Raw genomic sequence first — 24,213 nt, forward strand, 5'->3', positions numbered from 1 at the left:
GATTCGCGGTGCGGTGCGTGGTGCGGGGCGGTCCCCGGCGGACTCGGCCGGGGACCGGTGGCCGGGGTCAGTGGCCGATTTCGACGTTCTCCAGAATTCCGAGGGCGTCCGGCACCAGCACGGCGGTGGAGTAGTAGGCGCTCACCAGGTAGGAGATGATGGCCTGTTCGCTGATGCCCATGAAACGCACCGAGAGGCTCGGCTTATATTCATCGGGAATTCCCGTCCGGTGCAGTCCGACGACACCTCGGGATTCCTCTCCGGTGCGCATGAGGAGCACGGAACTGGTGCCGTTCTCGGAAATCGGGATCTTGTTGCACGGGAAGATGGGAATTCCGCGCCAGGCGGGCACGGAGTGGCCGCCGACGGCGGCGGGGTCCGGATAGACCCCCCGGCGGTTGAACTCCCGGGCGATGGCCGCGATCGTGCGCGGGTGGGCCAGCAGGAAGGTCGGGTCCTTCCAGACCGTGGCGAGCAGCTCGTCGAGGTCGTCCGGGGTGGGCGGGCCGCTGCGGGTGTGGATGCGCTGCTTGAGGTCCGCGTTGTGCAGCAGGCCGAACCGGCGGTTGTTGATCATCTCGTGCTCCTGGCGCTCGCGCAGGGCCTCGATGGTCAGCCGCAGCTGCTGCTCGACCTGGTTCATGGGCTCGTTGTAGAGGTCGGCGACGCGGGTGTGGACGCGCAGCACCGTCTGGGCGACGCTCAGCTCGTACTCACGGGGGGAGAGCTCGTAGTCGGCGAAGACGCCGGGCAGCGCCGGCTCGCCCGAGTGACCGGAGGCCACGTCGATCGCGGACTCGCCGTGCTCGTTCTGCGGGCGGGCGGTGGTGGTGCGGAACGCCTCCACATGGGACCGCAGTCCGGCCGCCCCCTCCATGACCTCGTGGAACGCCTGGCGCGGCATGGTCAGCACGGTGCAGGCGGTGACGGCCTTGACGGTGAAGCCCCAGTTGCTCTCCGACGCCGCGGCCAGGGCCCGGTCGCCGAAGTAGCCGCCGTCGGCCAGGACGCCGAGGACGGCCGGATCGCCGTACTCGCCCTCACGGACCTTGTTGAGCTTGCCGTGGGCGATCAGGACCACCTGGTCCGCCGGCTGCCCGGCCTCCACGACGACGTCGCCCGGCCGGAACTCCCGCTGGGTGAAGCGGCCCGCGAGCGCTTCGAGCACCTCCGGGTCGTCGAAGCCGCGCAGCAGCGGGAGCTCGCCCAGCTCCGCCGGGATGACCCGGACCTCGGCGCCGGTCGAGACGAACTCCACCCGGCCGTCGCCGAGGGTGTGCGTCAGGCGCCGGTTGACCCGGTACGTACCGCCCGGGACGTGCACCCAGGACAGCATCCGCAGGAGCCACCGCGAGGTGATTCCCTGCATCTGCGGAACGGACTTTGTCGTGGTCGCCAGATTCCGTGCGGCCTCGGTGCCCAGGCTCAGCCGGCCGGGACCGTTATTGCCGTCGGTGCCGGTCTCCACTGACGTCGTCATATGCGAATGCCCACCCATCCGTTATGGAAACAGGCCGCTGCGGGCCTGCTGAAGAATTCCCCTGGCCGCCCCCGAAGCTAGCAGTGGGATATCGGTGGGCGCAGTCACTCAAAAGGGTGGATTGATCGATGATGTTACGTTCGGAGGAAAACGCCGATGCCGTTTGCCACCGGCCGCTCGGCCCCGCCCGACGGATGATTGCGGACCACCGTCCGGTCGCTGTCCGGATCGCGGGTGACCAGCGTGCTCGAGCCGCCGCCGTCCAGGTTGACGGCGTCGTCCGCGCCCAGGTCGCGCATCAGGTCGGCGAGCTCGGCGACCGTGAGCCCCGTCCGGTAGTCGGCGGCGCCGTCCAGCGCCAGCAGGTAGAACAGCCGCCCCTCGTCGCCCAGGCCCGCGGCGGTCCGCACGGCGGAGGTCTCGCCGTCGAGCCCGGAGAGCGGCCGGCCGTCGCGCAGTACGGGGAAGCCGCCGATGGCGAAGCGCAGCGCGCCCGGGTGCGTCGCCTGCAGCCGGTCCTGGACGCGCACGGCGTCACCGACCTTGAGTCTGCGCAGCTCCCGGGCCCCCGCGTCCCGCCCGACGAGCACGAGCGTGCCGGAGGCGATCGCGCCGCGGCCGGGCTTGTGCGCCGCGGCCGTCACCTTGCCGTGCCGGACGGTCAGTTCGTGGGTTTCGTCCGTGCAGGGTGCGCCTCTGCTGGCGTCCGTGCCGCAGGTGGCGCGGAGCCGTGATGCCGTGCCCCAGGAGGGGGTGTACGCGCCGATGCCGCCGACCGGCAGGGCGTACTGGTTGAGGCCGCGCAGCGGCAGCGTCCTGCCGTTGGCCGTCACGGCGCCCTCCAGGGTGAGCCGGTCCAGCCGGCCCCTGTAGTCGGTGCCGAGGCCGATGACGTCCCGGGTGTTCACGCCGGGGGGCATCGCCGGTCCGAAGCGCTGCCCGTTCGGCACGGCCGCGCCGAGGCGGCGGCCGTTCGCGATGGAGGGCCCGACCGGTGCACCCGTCGCCTCGACCCCCGGGTGCTGGGTTTCCGTGATATTGAAGAAGTCGCCGTTGACCCCGGCCACCGCGTCCCGGGCGGCCGCCATGCGGGAGACCGTCGACCGCGCGGCGACGGCGCCCGGATGGAGCAGGTCGAGCGAGACGCCCGGCCGGCTCAGATCGACCCTCAGCACATGCCCGTACGCCGGGCCGTGGGAGGCCGACAGGGAGAACTCCCGGTACTCCACGCCCGGCGCGACCGGGGCCAGGGACCGGTACTGCAGTACGGGCCGGTCGCCCGCATCCGCCAAAGCGGTGCCTCCGCCGCCGATCAGCGAGGCCCATGCCACCAGAACCGTCAGTACCGAGCGCATGCGTCTTCTGCGTCTCTTCACAGTCACCCCAGAGGTCCCGTCAACTCTGGCACGGCACAGAACAGTTCACCATGCCCCGAAAGAACGACAGGCAACGCGCCGCCGTCGACGCGGGCAACTCTCGGCACATCCCTGCCCAGAGGCCCGTCCGGCCCGGATACTCACAGGTGCCGGCAGGCGCGGACGGACCGCGGCTGCACACTGGCACACACCGACCTGGGAGTTCCTGGAGAACTGGGAGAGCTGCCATGAGCCTTCGCACGCGCCGCGCAGCCGTCGTCAGCCTCGGAGCCGCCCTCGGCGCCGCGCTCACGGGGTCCTTCGCCACCCCGGTCCTCGCCGGGCCGGCGGCCGCGGGGGGCGAGGCGTCCGGCGGGCCGGGCAGGCCGCCCCTGCGCCGGGCGCACGCGCACAACGACTACGAGCACACCCGCCCCCTCACCGATGCGCTCTCCCGCGGGTTCGGCAGCGTCGAGGCGGACATCTGGCTCGTCGACGGGCGGCTGCTCGTCGCCCACGACGTCTCGGGCCTCGACCCGGCCCGCACCCTCGAAGCCCTCTACCTCGACCCGCTGGAGCGCCGGGTCAGAGCCGGTCACGGCCGCGTCTACCAGGGCCACGACCTCTCGTTGCAGCTGCTCGTCGACATCAAGACCGACGGCGCGGCGACCTACCGGGAGCTCTCGCGGCGCCTGCGCCGCTACGGCACGCTGTTCACCTCCTGCGCCGACGGCCGGATCCGCCGCGGTGCCGTCACGGCGGTCGTCTCGGGCGACCGCGGCGCGCGGGGGCCGATGGCGGAGGAGCGGCTGCGGCACGCCTTCTACGACGGCCGGCTCGCCGACCTCGGCGGCGGTTCGCCCGCGTCGTTCATCCCGCTGGTGAGCGACAACTGGAGCGCCGGCTTCGGCTGGCAGGGCGTCGGCCCGATGCCGGCTGCGGAGAGGGCCCGGCTCCGGCGGATCGTGTCCGCCGCGCACGCCGAGGGCCGGCGCGTGAGGTTCTGGGCAACGCCCGACCGGCCCGGCCCGGCGCGGGAGGCCGTGTGGCGGGAGCTGCTCTCCGCCGGCGTGGACCTGCTCAACACCGACGATCTGGCCGGCCTGGAGGCGTTCCTGCGTGCGGAGGACTGAACGCCGCACGGAATGTCCGGGTCCGGGGTGGAACGTGTAGCGGTTCCGTCACCGCCCGCCGGTGTGCGCACGTCCGGCGGGACGCTGGCCGCATGGCCACTCCACCTGGACCGCCGTACGGGCCGCCCGCGGGTCCGCCCCCGGGCGGCTTCGGGCCCGCCCAGCCGCCGTGGGGCACACCGCCGCCTCCGCCTCCTCGCCGGGGCGGCGGCGGGCGGCGTGCCGCCCTCCTCGTCGTCGCGCTGGTGGCGGCGGCCGGGTTCGCCGTGGGGGCGGTCCTGGTCGTCGGCGGCAAGGGCGGGGAGCCGGGAAAGCCGGGTGACGGCGACGAGCCCGGCGGCCCGGGTGCGGTGACGTCGTCGCCTTCGCTCACTCTCCCGAGCGGGTTCCCGTCGCAATGGCCGACCGCCCTTCCGTCCGGTCTGCCCAGCGGTCTGCCCACGTCCTTGCCCACGAGCCTGCCGAGCGGCCTCCCTTCGGGGCTGCTCCCGTTCGCCGGCGACGGCGGCCGGGGCTGACGGCCGGCTCACGGCCACGGGGCGTACGGGGCGTCAGCCGGCCGGCGGCTGCTCCGGAACGGCCTGGATGTCCAATTCGATCCTGATGGTCGCGCCGATCATGGCGATGCCGCGCCGGAGCATGGAGCGCCAGTCCAGGGTGAAGTCCTCGCGGTGCAGCTCGGTGGAGGCCGAGCAGGCCGTGCGGGTCTCGCCCATGATGCCGGTGCCGATCCCCAGGTAGCGGGTGTCGAGGGCGATGTTCCGGCTGACGCCGTGCAGGTTGAGCACGCCCTGCACGGTCCAGTGCGAGCCGCCGCGGTGCACGAAGCGCTCGCTGGTGAACTGCATGTACGGGTAGTTGACGACGTCCAGGAACTCCGGCGAGCGCAGGTGCTCGTCGCGCTGCGCGACCCCCGTGTCGATGCTGGCCGTGTCGATCACGACGTCGATGCGGGAGTGCCGGACGTCCTCCGCGATCCAGAGGGTGCCCTCGAAGCGGTTGAAGCGGCCGTGCACCTCGGCGAGGCCGATGTGCCGGGCGATGAAGCGCACCGCCGTGTGGTCCGGGTCGATGCGCCACGCGCCCGGCGCGGGCATGGGCGGTGCCGGGGCGAGCTCCATCGCAAGGGTCCCGAGCGAGGTGCGGGTCTCCTCGGCGCAGGTGACGGTGCGCAGGACGGGGCGGAAGCCGTCGGCCGTCACGGAGACGCTGTACTCGCCGGGGGCGACGGTCGTCGCGAAGCGGCCGTGCGGGTCGGTCTGACCGTGCACCACTTCACGGCCGCCCGCGTCCCGCACGGAGACCTCGGCTCTGTGCAAGGGCGACTGCATCGGCTCCACGACGATGCAGTCGAGGGCCCCCGCTCCGAGCGGAATCGGCGCGGCCTCCGGGCGGGAGGTGCGCGTGAACCGGCGGAGCAGGGCGAAAGCCATCCCAAAGGGCCTTTCGGTGACGAGAAGGTGATTGAACTGTAGATCACCATAATCTGTCGCTGATAGGCAAAATCCTCGGGGTTGCCTATGAAAGCTCCCTTTTTACCCTTCCTTGCCTTTGAATCACCGGTCGTCGGTGAGGAGTGCGGCGAGCGCGGCCGCCGGGTCGTGGTCACAGGGCCCCGCGGGCAGCCAGCGGCCGCCCTCCTTGCGGTAGGGCCACCACCGGCCGTCCCTTCCGTAGCGCAGCTGCGCGGAGGTGCCGACCGCGGTCCACCGGTTGCGCACGGCCCGCAATTGCGGAGCCTGCTCCTCTTCCCAGGCACCGGCCAGCCGGGCGCGGGCGCGGGCGAGCCCCTCGCCCTCCGGAGTCCACTCCTCCTCCAGTACGGCGAGGGAGGCCGGCCCGCCGTACTCCCAGGCGCGTACCGCCCGCGCGAGCTCGGCCCGCTCCCGCCCGCAGCCCGCCGCGAGCCGGGCGGTGACGCGGTCGTCCGCGCCGGCCGCCGCCAGGCGCACGGCGTCCTCCCACAGCGTGAGCTCCCCGGCGACGGGGGTGGCCTCGTGACCGGTGGCCAGCGCCTCGGCCAGCAGCTGCCGGGCCCGGGCCGCGGCGTCCGCGACCAGGAACTCCAGCGCCGCGGGATCCACCCCGGGCGCGGGCGCCACGTCGCCGCTGAGCACCGGAGGGCGCACCGGTCCCGCCACGGCGGGAGGCGGATCCGGCAGCGGGGCCACGAAGGACGCCGTCGCGAACGCCTCGGCCGCAGGCACCCCGGAGGGCGCTTCGGTGTCCTGTCCCGGTCCGCCGCCGGATCCGCGCGCGGCGTTGCGCGCCTGCAGCTCCTCCAGCAGCTCGCGTTCCCCGCGGCCGCGCATCAGCAGCAGGACGAACGGGTCCTGGTCGAGCAGCAGCGCCATCTGGTGGCACAGCGCCGCCGTGTGCGCGCAGTGGTCCCAGGCCCCGCACGTGCACTCCGGCTCCAGGTCCCCGATGCCCGGCAGCAGTTCCACCCCCGCCGCGAGCGCGTCCTCGGCCAGGTGCGGCGGTATGTCGCGGTCGAGCAGTGCGGCGATGTGTCCCGCCTGACCCGCCACCAGCTCCAGGAGGCGCTCCCAGTCGGCCGTGCCGAACTCCTGCACCACCACGTCGGCGCGGTACGGAGTGCCGTCGCGGTCCCGTACGACGGCCGTGATGCGCCCGGGCCGCACCGAGACCGCGCCCACCGCGCCCGCGCGCGCGTGCCTGCGCCCGGCCTTCACCTGCTGGCCGTCCAGCGCCGTGTCCTCCAGCGCCTTGAGCCAGGCCCGGCCCCACCAGGTCCGTGCGGAGCTCCGCACGCGCTCGGGCGGCAGCGCCTCGAAGGTGCGCTCCGCCCTCTCGGTGGCATCCTGTCCGCTCAACGTCCGTTCCCCCTCAGTGCGACGAGATCCGCCAGCTCGGCGTCGGTCAGTTCGGTGACGGCCGCCTCGGCGGTGCCGAGGACGGCGTCCGCCAGGGCCTGCTTGCGGGTGAGCATCTCGGCGATGCGATCCTCGACCGTGCCCTCGGTGACGAACCGGTGCACCTGCACCGGCTGCGTCTGGCCGATCCGGTACGCGCGGTCGGTCGCCTGCGCCTCGACGGCCGGGTTCCACCACCGGTCGAAGTGCACGACGTGCTCGGCCCGGGTGAGGTTCAGGCCCGTACCGGCTGCCTTGAGCGACAGCAGGAAGACGGGCACCTCGCCGTCCTGGAAGCGGCGCACCATCTCCTCGCGGCGCGGGACGGGCGTGCCGCCGTGCAGGAGCTGCGTGGGGACGCCCCGTGCGCCCAGGTGCTGCTCCAGGAGGCGGGCGGTCGCCACGTACTGGGTGAACACCAGCACGCTCGCGCCCTCGGCGAGGATCGTGTCCAGCAGCTCGTCCAGGAGCTCGACCTTGCCCGAGCGGCCGGCGATCGCCGGGGACTTCTCCTTGAGGAACTGCGCCGGGTGGTTGCAGATCTGCTTCAGGCCGGTCAGGAGCTTGACGATCAGGCCGCGCCGTTCGAAGCCGTCCGCGCCCTCGATCTCGGCGAGGACCTCCCGCACCACGGCCTCGTACAGGCCCGCCTGTTCCTTGGTGAGCGTGACCGCGCGGTCCGTCTCGGTCTTCGGCGGCAGCTCCGGCGCGATGCCGGGGTCGGACTTGCGGCGGCGCAGCAGGAACGGGCGGACCAGCGTCGCGAGGCGCTCGGCCGCGGCGGGGTCCGCGCCGCCCTCGACGGCCTGGGCGTAGCGCCTGCGGAACCGGCTCAGCGGGCCGAGCAGCCCGGGCGTCGTCCAGTCGAGGATCGCCCACAGCTCGGAGAGGTTGTTCTCCACCGGCGTGCCGGACAGCGCCACGCGCGCCTTCGCGCCGATGGTGCGCAGCTGCTTCGCGGTGTCGGAGTACGGGTTCTTGACGTGCTGCGCCTCGTCGGCGACGACCAGGCCCCAGGCGGTGCCGGCCAGCCGCCGTGCGTCCAGGCGCATGGTGCCGTACGTCGTCAGCACGAACTCCCCGTCGGACAGCCCCTCCAGGGACCGTGCCGGGCCGTGGAAGCGGCGTACGGGGGTGCCGGGTGCGAACCGTTCGACCTCCCGCTGCCAGTTGCCCATCAGGGACGCCGGGCAGACCACCAGCGTGGGGCCGGCCCCCTCGGGCAGCGTCTGCCGGTGCAGGTGCAGCGAGATGAGGGTGATGGTCTTGCCCAGGCCCATGTCGTCGGCCAGGCAGCCGCCGAGCCCGAGGGAGGTCATCCGGTGCAGCCAGTCCAGGCCGCGCAGCTGGTAGTCGCGCAGCGTGGCGGCGAGCCCGGCGGGCTGGGGGACGGGCTCCTGGGACCGCTCGGGGTCGGCGATGCGGTCGCGGAGCGCGGCGAGCCAGCCGGTGGCCCGGACGTCGGTCTGCGGGCCGTCCTCGTCTCCCTCCTCCACGGGTGCACGGCCGGTCAGGGCCGCGCCCAGTGCTTCGACCGGCGTGAGCTTGCGGTCCTGCCGCTCGCGGGCGCGGCGCACCGCCTCGGGGTCGACGAGCACCCACTGGTCGCGCAGCCGTACGGCGGGGCGGCCCGCTTCCGCGAGCCGGTCCAGCTCGGCCTGCGTCAGCTCCAGGCCGCCGACGGCGAAGCGCCAGCCGAAGGTCAGCAGCGCGTCGGCCGAGAGCAGGGACGGCATGCCGGACCGCTCGTGGCTCGGCTCCGTGCCGTCGTCCTCCGGGGGTCCTACGAAGGCCCGTGCGGTGAAGTCGCGGACGAGCTCCTTGGGCCAGTGCACCTCGACCCCGGTGGCGTCCAGCGCCGCGGAGGCCGCTCCCAGCAGCTCGCCGACCTCCTCGTCGGCGAGGTCGACGGCGTCGGGGACCGCGGCGGAGAGCAGCGGGGTGAGCGGCGGCCAGGCACGGGCGGCCCTGCGCAGCGCGAGGAGCGCCTTCATCCGGGCGTCCCGGCCGAGCGCGGCGGCCGTGGGCGACTCTCCGGACCACACCTCGGCGGCGTCCGCGACGAGCGTGGGGTCGGAGAGGCTGTGCAGCTGGAGCACGGCCCGGAAGCGGGGGGCCGCGTCCTCTCCGGCGAGGGACCCCAGCACCTCGACGCGCAGCGAGAGCCGTACGCCCGCATCGTGGCCCGCGGCGACGCCGGCGGCCCACGCGCGCTGCTCGGGCATGCGGCGCGGCTCGGGCGTGGCGAAGGCGGGGCCGCCGGCCGCGAGGGCCGCGGCGGGGGAGCGGGGCAGCCCGTCGGCGACGGCGTCCAGGAAGGAGCGCACGAGCAGTTCGGGCTCGGGCAGCAGCAGGGGGCCGGGGCCCGGGAGCGGCACGGCGTGCGCCGCAGGCGGCATCGCGGCGGCCAGCTCGCGCACCCGGCGCAGGTCGTCGGCGGTGAGCGGGCCGACCCGCCACGCGTCGTGATCGGTCTCCGACAGGCCGGGCAGCAGGCGCCCGCGTGCAGCCATCTGCAGGGCGAGCACGGCGGCGGCGCCCCAGAAGGCGGCCGCCTCGTCGGCCCGTGCGGCCCGGGCGCGGGTGAGGACGGGCAGGGCGTCGCGTACGGGCAGCACGGCGGCCCGTACGGTCGTGGTGGTGACGTCGGTGCCGTCCGGGACGGCGATCGTGAGGTCCTCGACGGCGCCGGGGGAGGCGGGCGGTTCGTCGTCCGGGAGCCAGAAGGCCACCCGTCCGGTGCGTGCGGGGTCTCCGGGGAGGAAGACCACCGAGCACCGGGCGAGCCGGGAGATCTCGGAGGGTGTTGCGGCAGAAGGCGGTGTCACAGCGCTGCGCATTCCTCAAATTTGACTAGTCGGGGTCCGAGCGGCCGAGGGTACAGGACGCACGCTCCGGGCGAAGGCCTCCGCGGGGTGAGCCGCGCCACACGCCGGAGGCGAGGTGCACTCAACCCCCCTGTGCGCTGCGGGGGCTTGCCCCCGCAGGAGCCGGGTGGTGACTCCATGGCCGCGGCCCGCTCCGGTCCGTACGTTCGGTGAGGTCAGCCCAGCCTGCCGACCGTCCGGAGACCCCATGCCCCAGGCCACCACGCTGCTCGCGGAACCCGCTGCAGGCAGTGACTTCGCCCCGCTCCTCCGCCAGGTCCGGGGGCAGGGCCTCCTCGAACGCCGGAGAGGCTGGTACGCGCGCAGCATCGCCGTGAACCTCCTCGGGCTCGCCGCCACGGCCGCCGGGATCGTGCTCTGCGGCGACTCCTGGTGGACCCTCCTGCTGGCCGGGCCCGCCGCCCTGTTCTGGGCCCGCACCGCCTTCGTCGGGCACGACAGCGGACACGCCCAGATAACCGGAACCCGGCGCACCGGGCGGCTGATCGGCCTCGTCCACGCGGACCTGCTGCTGGGCATGAGCTACGCGTGGTGGAACGACAAGCACAACCGCCACCACGCCAACCCCAACCACGTCGACAAGGACCCCGACGTCGGCGTCGGAGCACTCGTCTGGACCCAGCGGCAGGCCGCACAGCGACAGGGCTTCACGCGGTGGCTCACCCGGAATCAGGCCCGCCTCTTCTTCCCGATGCTCCTGCTCGAAGGCATCAACCTGAAGATCTCGAGCGTGCGCGACCTCAAACGGCAGAGCCCGGCCGAACGGCGGACGGAAGCCGCACTCCTGGCCCTCCACACGGCCGGCTACGCCACCCTCCTGCTGTCCGCGATGTCCCCGGGCAAGGCCCTCGCCTTCGCCCTCGTCCACCACGCCCTCTTCGGCCTCCACCTCGGCATGGTCTTCGCCCCCAACCACAAGGGCATGGAGATGCCGGATCCGGCCGACGGCGCACGCCGGGGCCACCTCCGCCGCCAGGTCCTCACCTCGCGCAACGTGCGCGGCGGCCCCGTCACCGACTGGCTCATGGGCGGGCTGAACTACCAGATCGAGCACCACCTCTTCCCCAGCATGCCGCGCCCCCACCTGCGCCTCGCCCGGCCGCTGGTCCGCGCGCACTGCCGCGCGTCCGGGCTGCCGTACACCGAGACTGGAATCGTCGACTCGTACCGCGAGGCGCTGCACCACATGCACGCGGTGGGCGCCCCGCTGCGGACCGGGTGAGGAACCAGGCGCCGCCGCCGGGCGTTCTCACGGACAGAGCGGCAGCCGTCGCGAAGGAGGCAGGGACATGAGCAACAGGACCAAGGTCGCCGTCGGAGGCGTGGCGGTCGGAGTCATCCTGCTGTGGCTGCTGCCCTTCTGGGCCGCACTGCTGGTGATGGTCGGGGTGCCGGTCGGCGCGTATCTCCTGCTGGACTCCTCGCAGCGCAAGAGGCTGCGCCGGGTGTCGCGCAAGGAGCTGGGGCGCTGACGGTTCCCCGGTAGGGGTCAGCCGGTGAAGGCCGGCGCCAGCGCCGCGGGCATCGTGACCCGCGGGCTGCCGGATCCGTCCGCCGGGACGGACCACAGATCCGATCCGTAGTCGCCGGGCAGCGCATAGACGAGGGTGTGCCCGTCCCGCCACACCACCTGATCGTCGATGTTGCGCCGCTCGGCCGTCGCGGTCTCGCGCAAGGTCCCCAGATCCAGGACGTACAGCCGCCAGGGCGCGTCGTCGGGCGCGCCCCCGACGCGCTTCTTGTAGGCGATGCGCGTCCCGTCCGGCGAGAGGGACGGGCACTCGACGTTGGAGTGCAGCGAGCGCAGCGTCCGGTCGGTGCGGTCACCGCGCACCAGGTGCGTGCGCCCGCCCGTGGCGAGGGTCGCGTAGAAGTGCGTGTCGTCGGCGAAGGTGACGCCCCAGACGTTGATGTCCGCCGCCTTGTGGAGCCGGCCGTCCAGGAAGAACCGGTAGTCCTCCAGGTTGCGGTCCAGCGTCCGGCTGCCCAGGTCCAGTACGGAGGTGCGGGTGGAGAAGTCCGTCCCCGCGTACGAGTCCCCGCTGACGAAGACGGTCCAGGCGACGGAGCGGCCGCTGGGGGAGACCCGGGCCCTCGTCGGCACGCCCGCCAGGTCGTAGCGGCGCAGCTCGCGCAGCCGGGCGTCCAGGACGACGGCCCGGTAGCCGTCCCGGAGCCCGCCGTGCACCGCCTGCAGGCAGATCCCCGTCCCGCCGGCCGAGTGGAAGCGCAGGCAGCGCACCCCGGACGAGGTGCGGGGCCCCGCCGGGTCGGCGGCGGGCACCGAGGCGATCTCGTCGCGGTGCGGCCCCCAGGCCATGTTCCGGAAGACGCTCCGGCCCGGCGCGTCCAGGACGACCTCGCCGCGGCTGACCCGCGGGCCGCCGGGCCGCGCCCGGTCCTTCTCGGCGGCCCGCCCGGCGGCGTGCAGCGTGGCGGCCAGCGCGACCCCGCCCAGGACCAGCACGGCCGCGACGAGGATCAGGAGACGGTTCTTGAGGTTCATCAGGGCGGTCCTCGTGGTTCAGCGGACGGGCGCCGGAGGGCCGTCCGCGGGCAGGGGTTCCGCCGGGCGCAGCAGCAGTGCGCTGACGGCGGCGGAGACGGCGAGACCGGCTGCTGCCGCCGCCAGCGCCGTGCGGTCGCCCCACGCCGTCCAGGCCGCACCGAAGGCGAGCGAGCAGACGAAGCGGGCGGCCGCCTGCCCGGTCTGGACGACGGCGAGCCCGCTGCCGCGGACGGCCTCCGGAACGGCATCGGCCGTGGCGGCGGCCAGCACGCCGTCCGTGGCCGCGTAGAAGCCGCCGTGCAGGGCGAGCGCAGGCCACAGCAGGACGGGCGAGTCGCCGAGCGGGACGAGGAGCACGGCGTACGCCCCCAGGAGCGCGAGGTGGCCGCAGAGGAACAGCCGCCGGCGGCCGAAGCGGTCGGCGACGGCCCCCAGGGGGACGGCCAGCAGGAGGAAGGTGGTGGCCGTCCCCAGCGGCAGGAGCGGGAACCAGGCCTCGGACAGGTCCAGTCGCCGCTGCAGCGTGAGGTACAGGAACGAGTCGCTGACGGTGGTCAGCCCCAGCAGCGCCGCACAGACGGTCAGCCTGCGGACCTCCGGGCGGCGCGAGACGGCCCGCAGGGGCGCCTTGCCCGCCGGTGTGCGGTGCCCGCGGGAGGCCGCGCGGCCGGGCACGAAGAGCAGGAGGACGAGTACGCCGAGGACGGCCACGCAGCCGCTCACGGTGAACACGGCGTCGTATCCGCCGGCCGCCGCTCGCAGGATGAGGAAGGCGGTCAGGGGACCGAGCAGCGCGCCCGCGGTGTCCATCGCACGGTGCACGCCGAAGGCCCGGCCCCGGCCGTCCGGTGCGCAGGCCAGCGAGATCATGGCGTCGCGGGGTGCGGTGCGCAGGCCCTTGCCCGTGCGGTCGGCAGCGAGCACGGCGCCGATCAGGGGCACGCTGTGCACGACGAGCAGCAGCGGCTTGCACAGGGCGGAGAGGCCGTAGCCGGCGGCGGCCACGGCTTTGTGGCCGCCCGGACCGCGGTCGGCGAACCTGCCGCCGACCAGCCGTACGAGCGCGCTGACGCCGTTGTGGATGCCGTCCAGGAAGCCGAAGCCCAGCGGCGACAGCCCGAGTTCGGCCACCAGGTAGAGCGGCAGGACTGCGGTGACCATCTCCGAGGAGACGTCCGTGACGAGGCTGACGGTGCCCAGGGCGAGCACGGTCGCGGGGACGGCGGCCCGCCGGCCGGGGGAGGGGGCCCGGCCGGCGGTGTCGGGGACGCCCGGGGCGGTGCGGCTGTCCGCGAGGTACACGGTCAGCTGTTCCAGATGCCGGTGATGTCCTTGGCTCCCGCTGCGTGCCCGGCGTGCGCCGTGCCGTACATGTCCTCGATGGTGCGCAGGACGTCGTAGTGGTTGTAGGTGGTGCCGGAGGTGGAACCCGCCTTGACGGGCTGTCCGTAGAAGACGGTCGGGATGCGGTTGCCGCTGAGCCTGTTGTCCTCGTCGAAGGTGATGAGGAGCAGGCTGTTGTGGGTCCTGGCCCAGTCCGCATAACCTTTGAGGTTGTTCTTCAGCCAGGTGTCGCCGGTGCCCACGGAGCAGTCGTGCATGTCACTGCAGAGGTTCGGCACGACGAAGGACACGGTCGGCAGCTTGCCGTAGTCGCCGGGGAAGGCGCTCATGGTGTGCGCGGTGCTGGTGGGCACGTTACTGAAACCGAACCACGGGTTGTGCTTCTGCGCGTACTTGCCGCTCTTGCAGGTGGTGGATCCCTCGGCAGGCAGGGACTCGTTGTAGCTGGCCCAGGTCCTGCCCACGGCGACCAGTTCGGAGGCGAGGTTGGGCTCGTCGCTGAAGCCCGGGGTGACACAGCTGTCGTCGGTGACGCCCTGGGTGTCCCCGGAGAACAGCGCGTAGTAGTTGGGCTGGCTGGGGTGCGTCTCGGCGTACGACGCGGTCAGACTGGCCCCTCCCGCGGCGAGGGAGTTGATGTAGGGAGCGCTGGAGCTGCCCATGACCTGGCCGTAGGCGTGGTTCTCGAAGACGACGACCACGACGTGGTCCGGGGTGGGCACGGCCGCCGCGGCGGAGGAGTGCGGGCCCCACAGGCCGAGGGAGACGGCGGCGAGGCCGAAGGCCGTGGCCAGGGCGCCGAGGTGACGGCGGCGGGGGTGGCGCAGGGCGGGGGCGCGGGTGGGTGCGGCGGGCACGGTGTCCTCCGTACAGGCGGGCGGGCAGGCGGGTGCCTGCGGGGAAGGCGCTGGGCGGGGCGGCAGCCGGAGGGGCGTGAGGGAAATGTAGGGCGGCGCGCATGACATGTACACGCCTTCAAGGTGACGGCTTCGGGAACAACGCCCTGCGGAATGCGGCAGCCCGGCATGCGTGAGGGACGCGTTACGGGGGCTGTCCTGCGTGCGTACGGAGGGCTGTTCTGCGTACGCAGGGAGGGGCGTACGGCGTGTGCACGGAGTCGTCCTGCGTGCCGTGCGTTCCCCGCCGTGTGCGATGTGCGGGCGCGCCTCAGGCGGCGGGCAGGCCCAGCAGTTTGCGTGCCATGTGCTGCGGTGTCTCGTCGTGTTCACGGGCGAGCGCGATGACCGCCCGGCATGCGAGCTCGTTCACTCCGAAGCAGAGCGCTTCGGGGGAGACCCAGCGGGCCGCCTCGGCGCTTCTGTCGTGGTCGTCCTCGGCGCACGCCGCCACATAGACGGCGGCCGCCTCGAAGAGATTGCGCTGCCGCGCGGCGGGCGGCGGGGGCTCCGGCAACTGCCAGGCCTCCTCGATGCGCTTGCGGAGCTTGTCGAACACCGATCGTCACCTGCCTCCGCGAGCGGTCCGGGCCGTGGTCGTTCAAGTGTGCCCGCCACCCGTAGAGTTGAACCTCCGACGAACGAAGGGGCGACCGCCGAGTGAAGCGCTACGACCGGCTCGAGGAGATCCGGCGAATGGATCCCGAGCGGGACTTCTTCAAGATCTACCGGATGATGGCGACCCTGGAGTTCCCCTGGGACATCACCCGCGCGTTGGAACTCGCCCTCTACAGGACCTACGCAGTGCCCAGTATCGGCCGCCTCCTGGCCGGGACGGGCGAGTTCCCCGACCGCACGCAGAAGCGGTACGACGACACGGCCCTCCTGCTCGACGCCGTAGTGGAGCACGGATTCGACAGCGAGAGCGGCCGGTCGGCGATCCGCCGAATCAACCAGATGCACCGCAGCTATGACATCAGCAACGACGACATGCGCTACGTCCTGTGCACCTTCGTCGTCATCCCGGGGAGGTGGGTCGACGCGTACGGCTGGCGCCGGTTCTCCGGACACGAGCGGCACGCCATAGCGGCGTACTACCGCACCCTCGGCAAGCACATGGGCATCCAGGACATCCCGGGGTCCTATGCGGAGTTCGAGCGCCACCTGGACGAGTACGAGGCCGAGCACTTCGGCTGGGACGAGGGCGGGCGGCGCGTGTCCGACGCCACGCTCGACCTGATGGCCTCCTGGTACCCGCGTCCGCTCGCCCCGCTCGTGCGCGGCGCGAGCCGGGCCCTGCTGGACGACTCCCTGCTGCGGGCCTTCCGCTACGAGCAGCCGCACCCCGCCACCCGCGCCCTTGTCCGGGGCGCCCTGCGGACCCGTGCCAAGGCCGTACGCCTCCTCCCGCCGCGCCGCGTCCCTCACTTCGTGCGCCAGAACCCCGAGATCAAGGGCTATCCCAACGGATACGCCGTTGCGGAGCTGGGCACGTTCCCGGGCGTCCGGCGAGGTGCGCGCCCCGGCTCCTGCCCGGTGCCGCACGGACGGGCCCCCTCAGATGCGGCGGAGTGAGCCGATCGTCTCGCGCAGCCAGGTCAGCTCCGCACGGCTGGTGGCGCGGGCGATGGTGAGCACGCCCCGCCGGAAGGGGTCCTCGATCTCCTCGGCGTGCAGCGGCCGGTCACCGGCGTAGAAGAAGCTCGCCGGCTGCTGGAGGAAGGCGAGCCGCCGTTCCAGGACGGCGGCCTGCCCCGCCGGTTCGCCCAGGTGGCGCAGGAACGCGAGCACCGTGAACCAGCGGTTCTCGTCCGTGATGTCGTTGTCGGCCGGCTCCGCGAGGCGGTGCCGCAGCTCCGCGCGGCCGTGCGCCGTCAGGGAGAGGACGTGCCGCGGGGCGGCTCCGGAGCCCGGCCGGGTCTCCCGGGCGAGCAGCCCCGCCGACTCCAGCCGCTTGATCGCCGGATACAGCGAGCCCTCTGCCACGGGCTTGACGTGCCCGGTGAGCGCGGCGATGCGCTTGCGCAGCTCGTAGCCGTGCAGCGAGGCGTCGTAGAGGAATCCGAGGATGGCGAGTTCAAGCATGGCGGTATTCAACCCGACGGCCGGTGTACATCGCTATGGCGGTACATCGAGATCGATGTATGGTGATGATCCAGTACGGAATCGCTGGAGGGGAGAACGGCATGCGACAGGCGGAGTTCGGATCCACGGGGGCCTGTGTGCGATGGACCGAGGCCTCCGGAGGCGGCCCCGCGCGGGTCTACCTCCACGGTCTGGGATCGGCCTCGGCCGTCTACCACGCGCACATCGCCGCCGCCGCAGCGCTGTCCGACCGGCGCTCGCTCTTTGTCGACCTGCCGGGACACGGCATCAGCGACCGCCCCCTGGACTTCGGCTACACGCTCGAGGAGCACGCCGACGCGGTGGCGGCGGCCCTGTACTCGGCCGGGGTCAAGGGGGCCGAGGTCGTGGGCCACAGCATGGGCGGAAGCGTCGCCATCGTGCTCGCCGCGCGACGGCCCGAACTGGTCTCGCGGCTGGTCCTCGCCGAGGCCAACCTCGACCCCGACCCGCCCCGGACGGCCGGCAGCAGCGGCATCGCCTCCTACACGGAGGAAGGTTTCGTCCACGGCGGGGGATTCACGGACACCCTGCAGCGGGTCGGTCCGCTGTGGCGCGCGACGATGCGGCTCGCCGACCCCACCGCCCTGCACCGCAGCGCGATCGGCCTGGTGCGCGGGACCCGGCCGACGATGCGCCGCCTGCTGCAGGAGATGACCATTCCGCGGACATACCTGATGGGGGAGCTCAGCGGTGAGCTGCCGGGGCGCGAGGAGCTGGAGGCCTCGGGAGTGGCCGTGGAGACCGTGCCCGGCGCCGGGCACAACATGATGTTCGACAACCCCGCCGCCTTCGTCGAAGCGGTCGCCGCACCGTCCCTCCTGCCCTCCTGACCCTCCCTCCTGCTTTTCCGTCCCTCCGGACCCTGCCGACCCCTGTCGCCCCTGCTGCCTTGGTGACTCCTCAGCCGCGGGCCGCCGCGTGCGGCTCCGGCCCATCCGTCCGGGTCGCCAGCACCAGGAAACGGGTGTCTTCATCCGTGTACGAGTCCAGGTGCCAGCCGCCGCGCGCCAGCAGGGGGCGCAGGTTGGGCTCGGCGCGCTCGTCGTCGGGCGTCACCTGACGGCCGTGGCGGGCGGCGAGCGCGGCACGCCCGACGGGGTGGAAGAGCGCGAGCCGCCCGCCGGGCCGTACGACGCGGGCCAGCTCCTGCAGGCCCGCCACCAGGTCCGCCAGGTGCGAGATGAGACCCGCGGCGAAGACGGCGTCGACCGAACCGTCGCGCAGCGGCAGCGTGGTGACGTCGGCCAGGAGCAGTTGCCCGTCGTGATGCCGGCCCGCCCGCACGGCGGCGTCCAGCATCGCGGGCGTGAGGTCCGCGCCGAGCACGACGCCCCGCGGGCCGACCGCGGCGCGCAGGGCCGGAAGCGCCCGCCCGGTACCGCACCCCGCGTCCAGGACCGCATCGCCGCGGCGCAGCCCGAGATCGGCGACGGCGGCGTCGTAGGCGGGTCCGTCACCGGGGAAGCGGGCGTCCCAGTCGCCCGCCCGCTCGGTGAAGAACTCCTGCACGTGGGCGGGATCCCGCCACTGTTCCTTGGTCGTTTGCTGTGCCATGTCCCCATCATGTGCCAACTTGCGCACGGACACGTGCCGACGGGCCGGGACGGGTTGCCGACGGCACGCGGGTGAGCAAGGCTGGCACGGCAGTTACGGGGAACAGCCGAACGGGGAGGCGGGACATGGCAGTCGGCAAGGGGCTCGACTGGATGCTGGACGACCTGACCGAGCGCATCGAGCACATACGGCACGCACTGGTGCTCTCCAACGACGGGCTGGTGACGGGGGCCAGTGCGAGCCTGCAGCAGGAGGACGCCGAGCACCTGGCCGCGGTCGCGTCGGGGCTGCACAGCCTCGCGAAGGGCACGGGACGTCAGTTCGGGGCGGGCCGGGTGCGGCAGACGATGGTCGAGTTCGACGAAGGCGTGCTGTTCGTGACGGCCGCGGGCGACGGCAGCTGTCTGTGCGTCCTCGGGGGAGCGGAGGCCGACATCGGCCAGATCGGCTACGAGATGACGCTGCTGGTCAACCGTGTCGGCGAGCACCTGGGCGTCGAGGCCAGGCAGTAGGCGGGGCGGGGGAGCGAGGTAGCAGGCGAGGCGCGTCGGCGAGGCGCGTCGACGAGGGTTATCCACAGGGCGGGCGGGCTGTCGTACTCCGCCGCTATCGTCGTCACTGTCAGTAATCGACAGTGATCGGGCGATGACGGGGGAGGGTTCCATGGCGGTGCAGGAATGCCGGGAGCGGAGCGCGACGGCCACGGTGGCCTGTGGGAGGGCGGCGCGGGAGCTTGGCCTGAAGTCCCGCGAATTCGAACTGGCCGTGCAGCTGGGCCATGTGCGGACGGTGTCAGCTCCCGGCGGGAGGCCGCGGGTCACGCGGGAAGAGATCGAACGACACCGTTCCGGCGAGGGCTTCCCCGAGTCGCTGCGCAACCGCCTGTGGGCGGTGGGCACGGCCGAGGCCGCCCAGCTGATGGGGGTGAGCCCCGCTCGCTTCGCACGCCTTGCCAAAGCGGGCTGCTTCGCCCCCGTGAGGTTCTACGTCAATCGCTACCGGGCGGTGGTCTGGCACTATCTGGCCGCCGACCTCGTGGAGTTCGCCGACGCCAACCCCGAGCTCCTCACGGGGCGCACGCCTCCCGGGCTCCGCCTGGAGCTGGAGGGGCGTGACGACCAGCGGGCCCGGAGCTGGCGCACCCGGCGGCTCGGCCAGCTGACCGGGCGGACGGCGGACCCCTGGGAGCAGGCGGCGGCCGTCGCAGCCGTGCTCGCCCCCGACCAGCTGGCGGATGCCGTGCCCGACCCGTACGAGCGGGCGTACGTCAGTGCGCTGCGCCCGGACCTCGCCGGGATCCGCTCGGACTCGGCGGCGGCGCGGGAGGTCATCGAGAGGGTGACGCTCGCCGTCGACGCCGACGAGATCGGGCGCCACCGGGAACGGCTCGCCCTGGCCCTGGCCGCAGCCCGGGAGGCCCGGACGGCTCCGAGGCCCGATGGGCATGAGCCCGCGGGTCCCGCGCGGGAGCCGGACGGGGGTGTGCGGGAGGAGGGCCGGTCGGACCACCTCGCGGCGGGACCGGGACCGGGGCCGGAGCAGGAGCGGGAGCCGAAGGGGACGGCGGGGGACCAGGAGGCCGGGCGGGACCGGGAGGAGGCTCCGGCCGGTTTGCGGGCGTGGCTGCGCCGGCTGCGGCGCATCGCATGACGCCCGGCCGGACCGGGCCCCGGGCGCTCAGCCCACCTTGCGGAACAGACCCTCCTGCATCACCGACACCAGCAGCCGGCCCTCGCGGTCGAAGATCTGACCGCGGGCCAGGCCCCGGGCGCCCGTCGCGATGGGTGACTCCTGCTGGTAGAGGAACCACTCGTCCGCCTGGAAGGGCCGGTGGAACCACATCGCGTGGTCCAGCGAGGCCATGTCGAAGCCGCGCGGCCCCCACAGCGGTTCCACCGGGATGCGTACGGCGTCGAGCAGCGTCATGTCGCTCGCGTACGTGAGGGCGCAGGTGTGCACGAGCGGGTCGTCGCCCAGCGGCCCCAGCGCGCGCATCCACACCGCGCTGCGCGGCTCCGTGTCCGCCAGCTCCTGCGGGGTCCAGCGGAGCCGGTCCACGTAGCGGATGTCGAAGGCCAGCCGGCGCTCCATGTGGCGCAGCGCGCTGGGCAGCTCGCCGAGGCGCTCGCGGATCTCGTCGGCGAGCCGTGGCAGTTCCTCGGGCGCCGGCACGTCCGGCGCGGGCACCTGGTGCTCGAAGCCCGGCTCGGGTTCGTGGAAGGAGGCGGTGAGATTGAAGATCGTACGGCCCTGCTGGACGGCCACCACGCGCCGCGTGGTGAAGGAGCGGCCGTCGCGCACCCGCTCCACCAGGTACACGATCGGCACTCCCGGCCGCCCGGGGCGCAGGAAGTACGCGTGCAGCGAATGGACCGGGCGGTCACCGTCGGTGGTCCGCCCGGCCGCGACCAGCGCCTGCCCGGCGACCTGCCCGCCGAACACGCGCTGCAGCGACTCGTCGGGACTGCGGCCCCGGAAGATGTTCAGGTCGATCTGCTCCAGGTCGAGCAGACCCACCAGACGGTCGGTCGGTGTGGTCATCGGGCCTCCTTCGCCGCCGGGGCCCGACGCGTGGGCCGTGCCTCGGAGGCTACAGCTGACCGACCTCCACGACGCGGACCACCGCGCGGCCCTCCTCGTCGGAGGCGGTGAGGTCCACCTCGGCGGTGATGCCCCAGTCGTGGTCGCCGTTGGGGTCCGCGAAGGTCTGGCGCACCCGCCACAGGCCGTCCTGCGGCTTCTCCTCGATCCGCAGCAGCTTCGGGCCGCGCGCGTCGGGCCCGGTCCCCAGGTCGTCGTACTCGTCCCAGTACGCGTCCATGGCCTCGGCCCAGCGGTCCTCGTCCCAGCCGGACTCGGCGTCCATCTCGCCGAGCTCGCCCACCTTGTCGAGGGCGGCCAGCTCGACCCTCCGGAAGAGGGCGTTGCGCACCAGCACGCGGAAGGCGCGGGCGTTCGCCGTGACGGGCTTGACCTGGTCGGCGCGGTCCTGCGCCTGCTCGGCCGTCTCCTCCTCGGGGTTGGCCAGCTGCTCCCACTCGTCCAGCAGGCTGGAGTCGACCTGGCGCACCATCTCGCCCAGCCAGGCGATCAGGTCCTCGAAGTCCTCGGACTTCAGGTCGTCGGGGACGGTGTGGTCCAGCGCCTTGTACGCACCGGCGAGGTAGCGCAGGACGATGCCCTCGGTCCGCGCCAGGTCGTAGTGGGAGGTGAACTCCGTGAAGGTCATGGCGCGCTCGTACATGTCGCGGATGACCGACTTCGGGGACAGCGGGTGGTCGCCGACCCAGGGGTGGCTCTTGCGGTAGAGGTTGTAGGCGTGGGTCAGCAGCTCTTCCAGCGGCTTGGGGTAGGTGACGTCCATGAGCCGCTCCATGCGGTCCTCGTACTCGACGCCGTCCGCCTTCATCACGGCGACCGCCTCGCCGCGCGCCTTGTTCTGCTGCGCCGCGAGGATCTGCCGCGGGTCGTCCAGCGTCGACTCCACGACCGAGACCATGTCCAGGGCGTAGGACGGCGACTCCGGGTCCAGGAGCTCGAAGGAGGCGAGTGCGAACGTCGACAGCGGCTGGTTGAGCGCGAAGTCGGACTGCAGGTCGACGGTCAGGCGCACGATACGGCCCTCGGCGTCGGGCTCGTCGAGCCGCTCGACCACGCCGCCGTCCAGGAGGGAGCGGTAGATCGCGATGGCGCGGCGGATGTGCCGCAGCTGGTTCCTGCGCGGCTCGTGGTTGTCCTCCAGCAGGCGGCGCATCGCCTCGAAGGCGTTGCCCGGGCGGGCGATGACCGCCAGCAGCATCGCGTGGGTGACGCGGAAGCGGGAGGTGAGCTGCTCCGGCTCGGAGGCGATGAGCTTCTCGAAGGTGTTCTCGTTCCAGCTGACGAAGCCCTCGGGCGCCTTCTTGCGGACGACCTTGCGCCGCTTCTTGGGGTCGTCACCGGCCTTGGCCAGGGCCTTCTCGTTCTCGACGACGTGGTCGGGGGCCTGGGCGACGACGAACCCTGCCGTGTCGAATCCGGCACGCCCGGCCCGGCCCGCGATCTGGTGGAACTCCCGGGCCCGCAGCGTCCGCACCCGCTGGCCGTCGTACTTGGTCAGGGCGGTGAACAGCACCGTGCGGATCGGCACGTTGACGCCGACGCCGAGGGTGTCCGTGCCGCAGATGACTTTCAGCAGCCCCGCCTGCGCGAGCCGCTCCACCAGCCGGCGGTACTTGGGCAGCATGCCCGCGTGGTGCACGCCGATGCCGTGCCGGACGTAGCGCGAGAGGTTCCGGCCGAACTTGGTGGTGAAGCGGAAGTTGCCGATGAGCTTGGCGATCTCGTCCTTCTCCTCGCGCGAGCACATGTTGATGCTCATCAGCGCCTGTGCCCGCTCCACGGCCGCGGCCTGGGTGAAGTGCACGATGTAGACCGGGGACTGCTGCGTCTGCAGCAGCTCGGTGAGGGTGTCGGTGAGCGGCGTCGCGCGGTACTCGTAGGACAGCGGCACGGGCCGGGTCGCCGAGCGGACGACGGCCGTCGGACGTCCCGTGCGCCGGGTCAGGTCCTCCTCGAACCGGGACATATCGCCCAGGGTCGCCGACATCAGGATGAACTGGGCCTGGGGCAGCTCCAGCAGCGGGATCTGCCACGCCCAGCCCCGGTCCTGCTCCGCATAGAAGTGGAACTCGTCCATCACGACCTGGCCGATGTCGGCGTCCTTGCCGTCCCGCAGCGCGATGGAGGCGAGCACCTCGGCGGTGCAGCAGATGACGGGCGCGTCGGCGTTGACCGAGGCGTCGCCCGTGAGCATGCCGACGTTCTCCGTGCCGAAGATCTTGCACAGGTCGAAGAACTTCTCCGACACCAGCGCCTTGATGGGCGCGGTGTAGAAGGTCACCTGGTCGTTGGCGAGCGCGGTGAAGTGCGCTCCGGCCGCGACCAGGCTCTTGCCGGAACCCGTGGGCGTGGAAAGGATCACGTTCGCCCCGGAGACCACCTCGATCAGCGCCTCCTCCTGCGCGGGGTACAGCGAGATGCCCCGCTCCTCGGCCCAGGTCGAGAAGGCTTCGAAAAGGGCATCGGGGTCGGCATGGCTCGGCATCTGATCGATAAGGGTCACCCCTCCATACTGCCTGGCCCCGGACCGGATCAGGGAACCGGCCGGTCCAATGGTGATCATCCGGACGCTACGCTGAGTCGCCGACCCGGCGTCAGGAAAGCCGGGGCCGGCCGGCACGAGGAGGGGAATCGACCATGATGGGACCGGCGCACTCGCTCTCGGGAGCGGCCGCCTGGCTGGGAGTGGGGGCGGCGGTGGCCGCAGCCGGCCACCCGATGCCCTGGCCGGTGCTCGTCGTCGGCACCCTGATCTGCGCCGGAGCGGCTCTCGCCCCCGACCTCGACCACAAGTCGGCGACGATATCGCGGGCCTTCGGCCCGATATCGCGCGTGCTGTGCGGCATCATCGACAAGCTCTCGCACTCGGTCTACAAGGCCACCCGCGGGCACGGCGATCCGCGCCGCAACGGCGGACACCGCACCCTCACCCACACCTGGCTCTGGGCCGTCCTGATCGGTGGCGGGGCCTCGGCGCTGGCTGTGACCGGCGGCCGCTGGGCCGTGCTCGGCATCCTCTTCGTCCACCTGGTGCTCGCCGTCGAAGGACTCCTGTGGCGCGCCGCCCGCACCTCCAGCGACGTCCTCGTCTGGCTCCTCGGCGCCACCAGCGCCTGGATACTGGCCGGCGTCCTGAACGAGCCGGGCAACGGTGCCGACTGGCTCTTCTCCGACCCGGGCCAGGAGTACCTGTGGCTGGGCCTGCCGATCGTCCTCGGCGCCCTGGTGCACGACATCGGCGACGCGCTCACCGTCTCCGGCTGCCCGATCCTGTGGCCCATACCCGTCGGCCGCAAGCGCTGGTATCCCGTCGGGCCGCCGAAGGCCATGCGCTTCCGGGCGGGCAGCTGGGTGGAGCTCAAGGTCCTCATGCCCGCGTTCCTGTTCCTCGGCGGCCTGGGCGGGCTGGGCGCCCTGGAGTTCATCTGACCCCGGGGCGCCCGGCCCCAC

22 protein-coding genes are annotated in these 24,213 nt (G+C 72.9%); 9 read left to right on the forward strand and 13 right to left on the reverse strand.

Annotated elements, in window-relative coordinates:
- Positions 1–67: 67 nt before the first annotated feature.
- Together AS857_RS10170 and AS857_RS10175 are read right to left on the reverse strand one after the other, a co-directional pair.
- A complete protein-coding gene (locus AS857_RS10170) occupies positions 68–1,480 on the reverse strand; it encodes a family 2B encapsulin nanocompartment shell protein (protein ID WP_058042789.1) in 1,413 nt (470 codons plus the stop codon).
- Between the two features lie 134 nt (positions 1,481–1,614).
- Positions 1,615–2,835 carry a phosphodiester glycosidase family protein gene (locus AS857_RS10175; protein ID WP_058042790.1) on the reverse strand — a complete coding sequence of 407 codons (1,221 nt, stop codon included), beginning with the start codon at positions 2,833–2,835 and terminating at the stop codon, positions 1,615–1,617.
- A 248-nt stretch (positions 2,836–3,083) separates the two neighbouring features.
- Here AS857_RS10175 and AS857_RS10180 point away from each other — a divergent pair, with 248 nt between their 5' ends.
- The gene (locus tag AS857_RS10180; protein ID WP_058042791.1) at positions 3,084–3,968 is read left to right on the forward strand and encodes a phosphatidylinositol-specific phospholipase C/glycerophosphodiester phosphodiesterase family protein; all 885 of its coding nucleotides are present in this window, start codon (positions 3,084–3,086) and stop codon (positions 3,966–3,968) included.
- A 92-nt stretch (positions 3,969–4,060) separates the two neighbouring features.
- On the forward strand, positions 4,061–4,486 hold the full coding sequence (locus tag AS857_RS37410; RefSeq protein WP_079110213.1) for a hypothetical protein: 426 nt from the start codon (positions 4,061–4,063) through the stop codon (positions 4,484–4,486).
- A gap of 33 nt (positions 4,487–4,519) precedes the next feature.
- Here AS857_RS37410 and AS857_RS10185 read toward each other — a convergent pair whose 3' ends face one another.
- From AS857_RS10185 to AS857_RS10195, 3 genes are all read right to left on the reverse strand, one after another.
- A complete protein-coding gene (locus AS857_RS10185; protein WP_058042792.1) occupies positions 4,520–5,401 on the reverse strand; it encodes a YceI family protein in 882 nt (293 codons plus the stop codon).
- A gap of 123 nt (positions 5,402–5,524) precedes the next feature.
- Entirely contained in the window at positions 5,525–6,805 is a 1,281-nt protein-coding gene (locus tag AS857_RS10190) for an SWIM zinc finger family protein (RefSeq protein ID WP_058042793.1), read from the reverse strand.
- Positions 6,802–9,684 (reverse strand): DEAD/DEAH box helicase, encoded by a 2,883-nt coding sequence (locus tag AS857_RS10195; RefSeq protein WP_058042794.1) that lies wholly within the window; start codon positions 9,682–9,684, stop codon positions 6,802–6,804. Before AS857_RS10195 ends, AS857_RS10190 begins: the two co-directional genes overlap by 4 nt.
- Before the next feature lie 235 nt (positions 9,685–9,919).
- On the opposite strand from AS857_RS10195, the gene AS857_RS10200 reads away from it, so the two are divergent.
- The gene (locus AS857_RS10200) at positions 9,920–10,954 is read left to right on the forward strand and encodes a fatty acid desaturase family protein (RefSeq protein ID WP_058042795.1); all 1,035 of its coding nucleotides are present in this window, start codon (positions 9,920–9,922) and stop codon (positions 10,952–10,954) included.
- 67 nt (positions 10,955–11,021) lie between these two features.
- On the forward strand, positions 11,022–11,204 hold the full coding sequence (locus AS857_RS10205) for a hypothetical protein (RefSeq protein ID WP_058042796.1): 183 nt from the start codon (positions 11,022–11,024) through the stop codon (positions 11,202–11,204).
- A gap of 17 nt (positions 11,205–11,221) precedes the next feature.
- On the opposite strand, the gene AS857_RS10210 is transcribed toward AS857_RS10205, so the two are convergent.
- The 4 genes from AS857_RS10210 to AS857_RS10225 all read right to left on the reverse strand — a co-directional run bounded on the left by AS857_RS10210 (position 11,222) and on the right by AS857_RS10225 (position 15,016).
- Positions 11,222–12,238: a TolB family protein gene (locus AS857_RS10210; RefSeq protein WP_058042797.1), complete on the reverse strand. Its 1,017-nt coding sequence runs from the start codon at positions 12,236–12,238 to the stop codon at positions 11,222–11,224.
- An 18-nt stretch (positions 12,239–12,256) separates the two neighbouring features.
- Positions 12,257–13,543 carry an MFS transporter gene (locus AS857_RS10215; protein WP_058042798.1) on the reverse strand — a complete coding sequence of 429 codons (1,287 nt, stop codon included), beginning with the start codon at positions 13,541–13,543 and terminating at the stop codon, positions 12,257–12,259.
- Between the two features lie 2 nt (positions 13,544–13,545).
- Positions 13,546–14,442 (reverse strand): alkaline phosphatase family protein, encoded by an 897-nt coding sequence (locus AS857_RS10220; RefSeq protein WP_476718232.1) that lies wholly within the window; start codon positions 14,440–14,442, stop codon positions 13,546–13,548.
- Positions 14,443–14,752: 310 nt separating this feature from the next.
- Positions 14,753–15,016, reverse strand: coding sequence for a hypothetical protein (locus AS857_RS10225; RefSeq protein WP_245700065.1), 264 nt, complete (start codon positions 15,014–15,016; stop codon positions 14,753–14,755).
- A 125-nt stretch (positions 15,017–15,141) separates the two neighbouring features.
- Between AS857_RS10225 and AS857_RS10230 the strand changes: the two genes are divergently transcribed.
- Positions 15,142–16,056, forward strand: coding sequence for an oxygenase MpaB family protein (locus AS857_RS10230; protein WP_058042800.1), 915 nt, complete (start codon positions 15,142–15,144; stop codon positions 16,054–16,056).
- On the opposite strand, the gene AS857_RS10235 is transcribed toward AS857_RS10230, so the two are convergent.
- Complete coding sequence (locus tag AS857_RS10235; RefSeq protein WP_058042801.1) at positions 16,039–16,566, reverse strand: PadR family transcriptional regulator; 528 nt, start codon at positions 16,564–16,566, stop codon at positions 16,039–16,041. The two genes, AS857_RS10230 and AS857_RS10235, sit on opposite strands and share 18 nt — an antisense overlap.
- Before the next feature lie 101 nt (positions 16,567–16,667).
- On the opposite strand from AS857_RS10235, the gene AS857_RS10240 reads away from it, so the two are divergent.
- A complete protein-coding gene (locus AS857_RS10240; RefSeq protein WP_058044050.1) occupies positions 16,668–17,438 on the forward strand; it encodes an alpha/beta fold hydrolase in 771 nt (256 codons plus the stop codon).
- A 70-nt stretch (positions 17,439–17,508) separates the two neighbouring features.
- Here the strand turns inward: AS857_RS10240 and AS857_RS10245 are convergent, their stop codons facing one another.
- A complete protein-coding gene (locus AS857_RS10245) occupies positions 17,509–18,162 on the reverse strand; it encodes a class I SAM-dependent methyltransferase (RefSeq protein ID WP_058042802.1) in 654 nt (217 codons plus the stop codon).
- 125 nt (positions 18,163–18,287) lie between these two features.
- Between AS857_RS10245 and AS857_RS10250 the strand changes: the two genes are divergently transcribed.
- Together AS857_RS10250 and AS857_RS10255 are read left to right on the forward strand one after the other, a co-directional pair.
- Complete coding sequence (locus tag AS857_RS10250; protein WP_058042803.1) at positions 18,288–18,674, forward strand: roadblock/LC7 domain-containing protein; 387 nt, start codon at positions 18,288–18,290, stop codon at positions 18,672–18,674.
- Between the two features lie 151 nt (positions 18,675–18,825).
- The gene (locus tag AS857_RS10255; RefSeq protein ID WP_245699745.1) at positions 18,826–19,812 is read left to right on the forward strand and encodes a DUF6397 family protein; all 987 of its coding nucleotides are present in this window, start codon (positions 18,826–18,828) and stop codon (positions 19,810–19,812) included.
- A gap of 27 nt (positions 19,813–19,839) precedes the next feature.
- Here AS857_RS10255 and AS857_RS10260 read toward each other — a convergent pair whose 3' ends face one another.
- A complete protein-coding gene (locus AS857_RS10260) occupies positions 19,840–20,703 on the reverse strand; it encodes an acyl-CoA thioesterase (protein WP_058042805.1) in 864 nt (287 codons plus the stop codon).
- A 49-nt stretch (positions 20,704–20,752) separates the two neighbouring features.
- Entirely contained in the window at positions 20,753–23,266 is a 2,514-nt protein-coding gene (locus AS857_RS10265; RefSeq protein ID WP_058042806.1) for a DEAD/DEAH box helicase, read from the reverse strand.
- Between the two features lie 134 nt (positions 23,267–23,400).
- On the opposite strand from AS857_RS10265, the gene AS857_RS10270 reads away from it, so the two are divergent.
- Positions 23,401–24,192 (forward strand): metal-dependent hydrolase, encoded by a 792-nt coding sequence (locus AS857_RS10270; protein WP_058042807.1) that lies wholly within the window; start codon positions 23,401–23,403, stop codon positions 24,190–24,192.
- Positions 24,193–24,213 lie beyond the last annotated feature (21 nt).

It is taken from the genome of Streptomyces roseifaciens (genome assembly GCF_001445655.1).
Lineage (GTDB): Bacteria > Actinomycetota > Actinomycetes > Streptomycetales > Streptomycetaceae > Streptomyces > Streptomyces aureoversilis.